This is a genomic window from Alicyclobacillus shizuokensis NBRC 103103 (assembly GCF_001552255.1).
Taxonomy (GTDB): domain Bacteria; phylum Bacillota; class Bacilli; order Alicyclobacillales; family Alicyclobacillaceae; genus Alicyclobacillus_G; species Alicyclobacillus_G shizuokensis.
This window is the reverse complement of the sequence record NZ_BCQV01000069.1, coordinates 1-10,256: the sequence shown is the minus strand read 5'-3', so window position 1 is coordinate 10,256 and position 10,256 is coordinate 1. Positions and strand designations below refer to the sequence as shown.

Annotated in this window: 10 protein-coding genes; 1 reads left to right on the top strand and 9 read right to left on the bottom strand. The window is 53.1% G+C overall.

Annotated elements, in window-relative coordinates:
* On the top strand, positions 1-684 hold a 684-nt coding region (locus ASH01S_RS16665), incomplete at its 5' end, for an IS256 family transposase (protein ID WP_157067209.1).
* Between the two features lie 532 nt (positions 685-1,216).
* Here ASH01S_RS16665 and ASH01S_RS16660 read toward each other — a convergent pair.
* The 9 genes from ASH01S_RS16660 to ASH01S_RS16620 form a co-directional block, all read right to left on the bottom strand.
* Positions 1,217-1,945 carry a carbohydrate kinase family protein gene (locus ASH01S_RS16660; protein ID WP_067929571.1) on the bottom strand — a complete coding sequence of 243 codons (729 nt, stop codon included), beginning with the start codon at positions 1,943-1,945 and terminating at the stop codon, positions 1,217-1,219.
* Positions 1,938-2,546 carry a carbohydrate kinase family protein gene (locus ASH01S_RS16655; protein ID WP_067929570.1) on the bottom strand — a complete coding sequence of 203 codons (609 nt, stop codon included), beginning with the start codon at positions 2,544-2,546 and terminating at the stop codon, positions 1,938-1,940. The genes ASH01S_RS16660 and ASH01S_RS16655 overlap by 8 nt, the downstream gene beginning before the upstream one ends.
* Before the next feature lie 17 nt (positions 2,547-2,563).
* Complete coding sequence (locus ASH01S_RS16650; RefSeq protein ID WP_245629136.1) at positions 2,564-3,721, bottom strand: Gfo/Idh/MocA family protein; 1,158 nt, start codon at positions 3,719-3,721, stop codon at positions 2,564-2,566.
* 4 nt (positions 3,722-3,725) lie between these two features.
* Positions 3,726-4,562, bottom strand: coding sequence for a class I fructose-bisphosphate aldolase (locus tag ASH01S_RS16645; protein WP_067929568.1), 837 nt, complete (start codon positions 4,560-4,562; stop codon positions 3,726-3,728).
* Between the two features lie 49 nt (positions 4,563-4,611).
* Positions 4,612-5,421 (bottom strand): DeoR/GlpR family DNA-binding transcription regulator, encoded by an 810-nt coding sequence (locus tag ASH01S_RS16640; protein ID WP_067929567.1) that lies wholly within the window; start codon positions 5,419-5,421, stop codon positions 4,612-4,614.
* Positions 5,422-5,448: 27 nt separating this feature from the next.
* Positions 5,449-6,555, bottom strand: coding sequence for a sorbitol/xylitol/iditol dehydrogenase GutB (gene gutB, locus ASH01S_RS16635; protein WP_067929566.1), 1,107 nt, complete (start codon positions 6,553-6,555; stop codon positions 5,449-5,451).
* Between the two features lie 88 nt (positions 6,556-6,643).
* Positions 6,644-7,489: a carbohydrate ABC transporter permease gene (locus ASH01S_RS16630; protein WP_067929565.1), complete on the bottom strand. Its 846-nt coding sequence runs from the start codon at positions 7,487-7,489 to the stop codon at positions 6,644-6,646.
* A complete protein-coding gene (locus ASH01S_RS16625; protein ID WP_245629135.1) occupies positions 7,489-8,421 on the bottom strand; it encodes a carbohydrate ABC transporter permease in 933 nt (310 codons plus the stop codon). The genes ASH01S_RS16630 and ASH01S_RS16625 overlap by 1 nt, the downstream gene beginning before the upstream one ends.
* Before the next feature lie 105 nt (positions 8,422-8,526).
* On the bottom strand, positions 8,527-10,080 hold the full coding sequence (locus tag ASH01S_RS16620) for an extracellular solute-binding protein (protein WP_067929564.1): 1,554 nt from the start codon (positions 10,078-10,080) through the stop codon (positions 8,527-8,529).
* Positions 10,081-10,256 lie beyond the last annotated feature (176 nt).

The window sequence follows — 10,256 nt, the reverse complement described above, 5'->3', positions numbered from 1 at the left end:
CAAGTGGTCAACAAAGCCGCCTATATGGTTGTGGGCATTGACCTCGAAGGGCAAAAGGACGTACTTGGCATTTGGATCGGCGAGAATGAATCGGCGAAGTTTTGGCTGACTGTCTTGAACGAACTGAAGCGTCGAGGGGTAGAGGACATCCTCATCACCTGCGTCGACAACTTGAAGGGATTCAGCGAAGCAATCGCAGCCTGCTATCCCAAGTCCGACATCCAGAAGTGCGTCGTTCATCAGATTCGCAATTCGCTCAAGTACGTATCGTACAAGGACTACAAGGCCGTGACAGCGGCGCTAAAGCCCATCTACAAAGCCAGCACGGAAGAGGCAGCGTTGGAGGCATTGGACAAGTTCGAAGAGGCCTGGGGGAGCAAGTATCCCCTGGTTGTGCGGTCGTGGCGCGGCAACTGGGATGAACTCGCGACTTTCTTCCGCTATGCGCCGGAAATGCGCCGGTTGATGTATACAACCAATCTGATTGAGGGCTATCACAGGCAACTTCGTAAGGTGACCAAGGGCAAGAGCATTTTTCCGACAGACGAATCGCTCACCAAGATGCTCTATCTGGCCACGATGGAAGTTACAAAGCGTTGGACCATGCGAGTACAGAACTGGGGGCAGATTCTCAGTCAGTTGCTCATATACTTTCCGGAGCGTATAGAACAGTACATTCTCTAAGCTCACTCAATGGGGTTTACACAAAATTATTAACAGACCCGATAACCCTTCTCTATCTCTCATATCTCTATATCTCTTCATCCGCCACCGTGATTCCGATCTAGTCAATTGAAACATCATGCACCTCCAACTTATCTTTGACATTACATTTAATCATATTAATTAATAAATTATTATAAATATTAAATATGCATTTCTGCTCGGTTCGCATTTTAGCTTTGTGGCATTAACTACGCCGCCTACGTTTTTTATCAAGAACGAATCTTATGGACGTATGCAATTGTCGGCGGCAGGGGTGTTTGTAGCGCCCAAATCGAAACACGTTGCAGCGCCGGACGATGAGGGTACCGAGTGTTGATAGTGGGGGAATGGCGATCGCACTGGTGGCGACCGCGCAAAGACAAACCAGCCTGCCGCCCGTCTGGACGACAATTGCGTGAAATCCCGTGCCATGTGGAGCCCATTTGTCTCCACGAACCGACTCACATCAAGGAGCTTGATTCGTAACATACGAAGATATGCTTAACGTATGTCACCCATAGGATCCGCACATATCCCCTGGTCCTCTGAGCACGCCAGCTCCTGGCTTCCAACCGCGAAATCCTGACGCTGGAGGATGCTGTTTCCAGCCTGCGGCGATGCGACTCTGCAGCCGGTCCCAAGGAATGATCCCGCTCGTCGCGTCCGCCTGCTCGACATTGCATGCGCCCGCCGCTAGCGCCGTGATCATAGCTCGCTCTGGCGACATACCACGGAGGAGTGCCGCCAAAAATCCAGCGATAGTGCAATCACCGGCTCCCGTTGTCCCCGCGACGTTCACCCGGAAACAGGGTGCATACAATTCTCGACCTGACCAGCCGTGATCTTCCCATGCGGCTTGCCACCATGTGGGACGCGCGTCATCTCCGGGAGCTCGTCCATTCGGTTGGTGCACGCCGCGGGTACGCAGGTATAGTCCTTGTTCTCCCAATTTGACTGCAATCACATTGGCCCCCATCGACAGCGCCAGGTCCGCGACCGTCGCTAGGTCATCTGCTGTCACGTAGCTGACGAATTCCCCACCCTGCCTACGGATAGCGTCGTAGCGCTGCCGTGCCAACATGTACATGAGTTCCTCGACACTGGGCATAAACAGATCGACATACGGTAGGACCTGTTGCAAAAAGCCCACCCAATCTGCCTGCCCCGAAGGGCGATCCGGATCCGGCATGGCCATGTCCAGCGACGTCACAGCCCCTGCTCTCCGAGCCGACTCAAACAACGCTGACAATTCCTCCCCGCCGTCTTCGTACAGCCTCCGCATCAGCGGGGGATAACCGAAATTGAAACAACTCTATACCCGAGTACAAATCGGGCGCGACATCGGCCGCGCAAAACGTATCATTGGTGCCCGGATAGTGTAACAGCAGTCGATCGGTGTGACGCGGATTCAGCACAACGGTGTACGAGGTTTGCGCCTCTTCATCCACAACCAAACGCAATTCGGACGACTCTTCGGGACCATTTGCGACCGCACCACCTTTCCCCCCATCACACGGCGCACGGCCGATTTGTCGCTGCAGCATCTCCCGAACCTGAACCGCGAACGGATCCGTACCAACTTTCGCAACCAAGCGGACTGGAATGCCGAGGTGATGTACAGCAACACCCGTGTTTGCCACCGCCCCCCCCGCTGCAAAGTGTGTCGGCCCGATCTCGAACAGTCGGCCCGGCGCGAAATCTCGAAACCCTACGCGACTATCCGACATGTCTGGAATCACATCCAGACAGACATGCCCCGCTACCATGACAACAGGCTTACCAGCGCCTGCAGCGGAGTGGTCTGCCCGGTACTGGATCCCCGAAGCATGCGCTTCCTTCATCGTGCCATCCTCCCCGCTCACTCCAGGAGACTTACCGTCTCCCCTGTGGCGTGTGACACGAGCGCCGCAGTGAACAGGCGGTGACTCTGCGCGGTCTCCTCTGGAGTCGCACAACGCATCGGCTGTCTCATCTCAACCCCGTTCACTACCTCGTCACAAAAGGCCGCCCACATTTGCAAGATAGAATCTGAAAATCCGAATTCAAATATAGGCCCTGTGATAGATGGGTACGCGCTCTCGTGTGCTACATCCGTCACCTCCCATGATTGCGCAGCGCCTGGTTGATACCGCAGTGTCAACAGTTGCTTTGGGTTTTTTGTGCTGTATTCTACCGAAAACCGTGTCCCAATGATGCGCAAAAACCACGTATTCGCGTGGCCCGGCGCTATCCGCTTCATCGACAGCGTCATAGGAAACCTATCCCCATTCGCCGCCTCCGCCTCACACAGTAAGAGGGCGTTGTCCCATGTGTCGCACGCCACCCGTCCGCCATGCCCGTCCGGCCGCTCCGTCACAATGTTCGACAACACCGCCCGGACGTTGCGAGGTCTCCAACCAAAGCGGAACGGAAGATGTACCACATGCAGTCCGAGGTCCCCCATACATCCGTAAGCGCCGTTGGTTTTCACCAATCTCTTCCAATTTATTTCTTTGTCAGGATTCAAGTCGCTAGAATGCCAGAATCCAGCTTCCACCTCAATCAACCGTCCAAATCGCCCCTCTTGGACGTACTTGGCGATTTGATATGCACCGGGAAAAAACGGAAACTCAGACGAGCACCGCACCAATACTTCTGGATTCTCATGGCACATCGCCAGAATCTGCTGATTGGCCACCTCGTCGATGCCAAACGGCTTCTCACCCATCAGGTGCTTACCCGCTCGGATTGCATCCACATATGTACGCGCGTGCAGATGATGCGGCAAGGCACAGTACACGGCGTCGACGGAAGGATCGGCCAGCAACTCATGGTAGTCGCGTGTGACGCGCTCCACCGTCGGCACGTTGTCTTCGAACCAACGTGTCGCTCGCTCATTCACGTCACACACAGCGACAATCGACGGTGCAAAATCCAACCCGTCCAAATGGCACCAGCGCATCGCAGCGCTTGCGAACTCTCGTCCCATCAACCCGGCTCCGATGACACCAAAGCGCAGCACTCGCCTCTGTGCCAATCGATTACACCTCTTTCCTAAGGATCCGCAGGGCATCCTCCACGCTTGCCCCGCCGTGCACAATGGCTAAGAACGCCCGTGTCATCGCCTGTGGATCGTCGGATTGGAGGACGTTGCGCCCGTACACTATTCCGGAGGCACCTTGTCGCATCAGGGCGTGCGTGCGCCGCAGGATGTCTTCTTCCGACGCTTTGCCGCCACCCCGAGGCAGCACAGGACGGCCGCCTGCCGCTTCCACCACATAGTGAAAATCTTCCACATTATCACAAGGGTCTGCCTTGATGACATCTGCACCAAGCTCGACAGCCTGGCGTACGAGTGGAACAATTTTCTCCAGAGTGCCGTCCACCATATAGCCTCCGGCTACCTCGTTCGGCTGCATGACCAACGGTTCCACCATTAGTGGCATCCCATATCTCTCACATTGAAGCTGGAGTTTGGCGACATTGGCGACGCACTGATGATACAGTTTCGGCTGGTTCGGCAACCAGAGCAGGTTCACCACTACGCACGCAGCGTCCAGGCGCACAGCATGCTCCACTGCGTCCTCAATTAGTTGACTGAAGAGGTAGTCAGGCAGCTTGCGTCCGTAGACATTTGCTACATCAGTCCGCATGACCAGAGCCGGTTTGTGCTTCCCTTTTATCGACTGTAGGATGGGGCCTTGTCCCGGACTTAATTGAATAGCGTCGGGACCCGCATCCGCGATGGTTACCACTGCCTTCTCTATGTTCTCAATTCCTTGCAGGAAACTGTTTTCATTGAAAAATCCGTGATCTATGGCAACGTCAAAACATTTCCCGTCGGGTCCAAACAACCGATTTAACCGGGCTGCTTTCACTCTTCATACACTCCGCCTTAACTCGAATGTCAATCCAGATGTGGGGAGGTCACGCGTGTCGCCCGAGACTTGAACTTCCCGCGATAACCACTCGCACCCCTCGCTCCTCAAGTTTACGGACGACAGTCAGAGAGATTTCGGAATCCGTAATAAACACATCAACATCTTTCCACTGTGCAAACGTGTAATACGATTGGGCGGCGAACTTGCTCGAATCCGCAACAAGAATTACCTGTTCGGAACACTGTATCATCTCTTGCTTGATCTCCGCCTCGTATAGGTTGAAATTCATCAACCCGTTCTCTAAGGACAGCGCCGAAGCACCAAGAAAAACCTTGCGTGCCCGCAAGTCAGTCAGAAACGCCTTCGCCTTAGGACCCACAGTTGACTGAGTGGCTGAGCGCAGGTCGCCTCCAATCAAATGGAGGCTGACCGGCTTCCCCATCAGTTCCAGACCGATGGGGATGGAATTGGTGATGACCACTTGATCAGGTGACGGCTGAAACGCCTTGGCGACCTGCAACGTGGTCGATCCGGCATCGAGCAGTATCACATCTTCGGGCTGGATCAGCGACACCGCTTCCTTGGCAATCGCTCTCTTGGCCTCTACGCGCGCTGTTTCCCGAGCTACCATGGAGTATTCATGAGGTGCACCGAGAACGTAATCAGCCAGCACCAGATCCGCCAGCACCGCTCCTCCGTAAACCTTGCGAACGATGCCTTTCCGCTCCAGGACATCTAGGTCTCGTCGAATAGTCATGTCCGACACGGAGAACAGTTCCATCAACTCCGCGACGGAGACCATTCGTTTTTCACGGATTAACTCGGTAATGCGCGCTTGATGTTCAATGTTCAACATGACGACAGACCCCATATAGTAGGCAACTCAATTGTTTGCCGGAAGACCATTAGGATAGACCATCACCTTCAAGCTCCCGCTCTTGTTGGTCCGCGCTCGTTCCAAAGCGTCTTTCGCCTTCTCTAGCGGATACTGATCTGTAATCAGACTTCTCACGTCATAGTTTCCTGAAGCAAGAAACTTGATACCTTGCGAGTACGTATTTGCATATCGGAATACCCCGAAGATGTCCACCTCAAAGCTTGAGATGAATGGTACGTTCATTCCAATCTCGTCCTGTGCCGGCAACCCCACGATACCCAACCGACCGCCACGCTTCAAGGACATGAGAGCAGACTGCAAAGCCCGTGGGTTGCCAGCAGTCTCCACGGCCACATCCACTCCTGCACCATCTGTCATTTCGCGTATGACCTCCACCGGGTCCCGCTCCTGCACATTGACCGCCACGGAGGCTCCAAGGTGTTTCGCTGCCTCCAGCCGAATGGGCTGTAAGTCCGTTACGTACACTTCCGACGCCCCAAACGCTTTGGCTGCAACCACAGTTAACAGGCCCACGGGGCCCATACCCATTACCGCGACGCGTGATCCAGGCTGGACACCCGCCCGCTTACAGGCGTGAATACCCACTGACAACGGCTCGACTAACGCCGCCTCTTCAAACGAGAGACTATCTGGAATCGGGAACACGAAGTCCTCGCGATGCTTGAGATATTCCACAAACGCCCCGTCATACGGAGGTGTCGCTAGAAACTGCACCTCCGGGCACAGGTTGTAGCGGCCCGACTTACAGGCGTCACAGCGACCACAGGTAACGCCAGGTTCTATCGCTACACGATCCCCCACCTTCACGCGCGAAACCTGCCTGCCTACATCCACCACAATGCCTGCGCACTCGTGTCCCAGAATGATGGGCTTCTTCACGACAAAGTCTCCGATGCGTCCGTGTTCGTAATAATGTACGTCAGATCCGCATACCCCGACCGCCATCACCTTTACGAGTACTTCGTGACTCCCCAGCTCAGGTACTGGCAGTTCCTTTATACTCACCTGAAACGGTCGCTCCAACACGGCAGCACACATCTGCTTGGGCACCTGGGTTACGGTTGACGAGGTAGACCTAACTTCGATAGCCATCTCGCTTTCCCTCCCTTATTTCTGTTTCGCATGTATAATTACGCCACTCGACTGTTTGCTGATTAGCCACAGTGGTCATGCGTATACATCATTTCACTGCTCCCATCGAAAGACCTCGCACCAGGTACTTACGGACGAAGATACCGGCAATCACCATCGGCAGGATGATGATGGTCCCCGTGGCCATCGCCTGTCCCCATTGGACACCTTCCTGAGAAACTAGCAAGGACGCTGCAACCGGTACAGTCTGCGTGCTCTGCCCAGTGAACACGGACGCGAATGAATAGTCATTCCAGGCAAACATCAAGCACAGAATTCCAGTTGCCACCAAACCGGGAGCCGCCATAGGCAATGTTACCCTCCAGAATGCCTCAAACTTACTGCACCCGTCTACCATCCCTGCCTCCTCAAGTGCCGGCGGGATATCCTTGAAGAAGGTCATCATGATCCATAATGCAAATGGAAGATTGAATGTCGTATAGGCGAATACCAGCCCCGTCATAGTGCCAATGAGACCAAGCTTGGAGAACATCAAATACAAAGGCAGCATCACAGCCGGGATAGGTGCCATGCGTGTACTAATCACCCAAAAAGAAAGGTCACTTTCGCGCTTGAAATTCCCTCGCGCGAGAGCGAAGCCACCTAGTGTCCCCAAGACCAGGGAAATGATTGTGGACAATACCGACGCTACCACGCTGTTCCACAGATAATGTCCGAAATTCCCGGTCGATGAGAACATCTGACGATACGTGTCAAATGTAGGCTTAAAAAAGAATTTCGGAGGCATTGAGAACATTCCTGCCTGTGTCTTTAACGACGAGAGAACCATCCAAATAATTGGCAATAGCGCCCATATAAGCGCGATGACGACGATGATATAAATGAGAGTTGTTCCCACGGAACTCCGCTTCTTTCCAGCACGACTCCTGCCCATCACTGCTCACCCCTCGCGAAGATCCGAATGAACGTCCTGCCCAAGAAAATACTCACAATTAACATGGTAAAACCGATAGCTGCGGCTCGACCGAAGTCTTGGAATTGGAATGCGACCTGGACCAGATAGTAACCAATAGTCTTAGTGGAGTCGGCGGGCCCCCCCTCCGTAGTAATGAGAATAGTATCCACATAACGGAGGATATCCATCGACCGAATCAATAGTGCCACGACAATAGTTCGCGACACCAGGGGCAAGATTACGTAACGGAGCTTGGCCCAATAGTTCGCCCCGTCTACGTCCGCCGCTTCTAGCGGTTCCTCCGGCATCGACTGCAGCCCAGCCAAGACAATAATTGTGATTAAGGGCGTCCACTCCCATACGTCCATTAGAATAATGGCCGGCATTGCCGTAGAGGTGGTACCCAGGATATCCGTCTTTATGCCAACCAATTGTAAAAACCACGCGTACATACCATACGTAGTGTTAAGCAGGAACCTGCCGAGTAAACCGGTGACGATAGGTGCCACAAACAGCGGTAGCATCCACAATGTAACGATTAAATTGCGGCCCTTTGGAATATGGTAGATGGCCAGTGCAATTCCGGTCCCGACCAGTAACTCTACTGCCAAGCCGATGATAACAAATATCGCCGTTCGTTCCCATGAGTGCCAATAAGTCGAATCTCGCAATATCGAAACCCAATTGTGCAACTGGTAAAACGTCGGCTGATCCGGGTTCACCGTGTAATTCATTAGACTGGCATAGATCATGTAGAAAAATGGAACCATGCTGATGACGGCTAGGATGACAATGGACGGCGTTAGCATCCATATCTCTGTTGTATTGCTGCGCTTCCGTCTACGAGTGACTTTGGGCCCAGCAACCGACAGCATGTGATCGCTACGCACTTCGCTTGCATTCGATTCCACGTTGTTGCTACGCCCCTTTCACGAGAACAACAGGGTCCAGTGCATCAATAAGCCTGAACCCTATTGTTCTTTCTTGCATACTTTAGTACCTGCAGTACCTGCGGATTATTGACCGGTCAACTGGTTGGTCTGCTGCGCGATATTTTTCATCGCCTGAGCCGGTGTTTCTTCGTTTGCCAGCATCTTAGATAACTCGGTAAACACAATAGAGTCCACCTGCGGCCACTGCGGGATCTTCGGGCGCATGTACACATTCTGCGACTTCCACGCCTCCAGCGTTGCCTTCATGGCCAACAGATTGGGCATTTCCTTGGATTCCGGCGTTCCAGGCGTCATGCCCTTCTTAATTTCAGGCAGGTTGTATACGGAATAACGGGTCGGTGTTTCTCCACCATCCTTAGATTTCAGAATCATGTACTGCGATTGCGGCGAAGTGGCCCAGACTATGAACAGCCAAGCAGCCTTTTGTTCCTCGGATGTCGCGTTCTTGTTAATTCCAATACCGGTGCCACCAAAGATGTTCGCGCTGCGAGCCGGACCGTGTGGCAGTATGGCGTATCCAACCTTACCCACAACCTTCGACTTGGCCGGGTTCTCCATCATAGAGGCATCTTCGTGCCATTCTGGCGCCATAGCAATATCACCGGCGGCGAAAGCTTCAGCGAGTCCGTTCCAATCCCACGACGTACTACCCGGAGCGGCAGCTTGAACAATGTTCTTGTACATGGTGGCAGCCGCAATCGCTTTCGACGAATCCATCGCAGACGGTCCCGGATTCGTAGCACCAAGGCTACCGAGGCTCGAAGACTTAAAATAGTCTCCACCATACGCGGCTAAAAGATCACTGAAATCGCACTGCAGGGAGTCATATTGTTTGGCTTGATCTCCGGCAGCGTACTTGACTCCCTTGATAACGCCTTGCTTTATTTTCTGGTTGATCCACTTTTCAATTGTATAATACTGCTGCCACGTCAAATTCGGGCCAGGAGTCCAATCGAAGCCCTCTTCCTTCTTGAACATAGCCTTGTACGTTGGGTTGTCAAAGATGTCCTTGCGATAGAAGAGAATCATGGTTGGACAGTCATATGGCACCGCGTAAAGATGTTGCATGTTGCCCATATATCCGTCCACGAACAACTGGCTTTGGATAAAGTCCTTTAAACCACCAGGAATGTGAGGCAAATTAGGGTCATTATTGAACGTGTTCAAGTCCACGAAGTCATATGAGTACTTGGACAAAATCTGATAGGGATCCGCGTAAATAAGCTGGTACTTGTCCGATTTTGCAGCAAAGTCCAAGGCCACTTTTTGCGCCACCGTGTTCAGGTCACTTTGTTCTATCGTCACAGTAATTCCTGTGACCTTTTCGAACTGCTTGATATTATCTGCTAACGCGGAAGATGGCGGCGTATTCTCTGATATCAAAGTCAAATGTGTACCGGCAAACTGTTTCCAGTTGAACCCCTCTGGTGCTGTGATCTTTGGCAAACCTTTCACCCATCCAGGAAAGGGCGCCTGCACCTGCTTCGTGCTGGCAGCTTTCCCCCCACTGGTGACTTGGCTTGCATTGTTGCTGTTGCTTTCGGTCCCACAGCCCGCGAGAGTCACTAAAGAACCCAACATACATATCGAAGCCGCTTTCAACATACGCTGCTTCACAACACACCCCCCCTTGACTGCCCGTAAACGTAAAATAGACATCCTCGTTCTGACCCCACACTGAAACTGACCACAATCCACGCGCAACCGACTCGTGAAACTACAATATCAGCCTATCCGCTGAGGAAACCGTCTCTAGACAGAGAACATCCTTGGAGTCTTCCCCAGCGATACAG

What these genes read in the sequence shown, in the direction of transcription:
- ASH01S_RS16655 (WP_067929570.1), bottom strand. Translation starts at nt 2,546, where the DNA reads ATGAAGGAAGCGCATGCTTCGGGGATCCAGTACCGGGCAGACCACTCC.
- ASH01S_RS16640 (WP_067929567.1), bottom strand. Translation starts at nt 5,421, where the DNA reads ATGTTGAACATTGAACATCAAGCGCGCATTACCGAGTTAATCCGTGAA.
- gutB (WP_067929566.1), bottom strand. Translation starts at nt 6,555, where the DNA reads ATGGCTATCGAAGTTAGGTCTACCTCGTCAACCGTAACCCAGGTGCCC.
- ASH01S_RS16630 (WP_067929565.1), bottom strand. Translation starts at nt 7,489, where the DNA reads ATGGGCAGGAGTCGTGCTGGAAAGAAGCGGAGTTCCGTGGGAACAACT.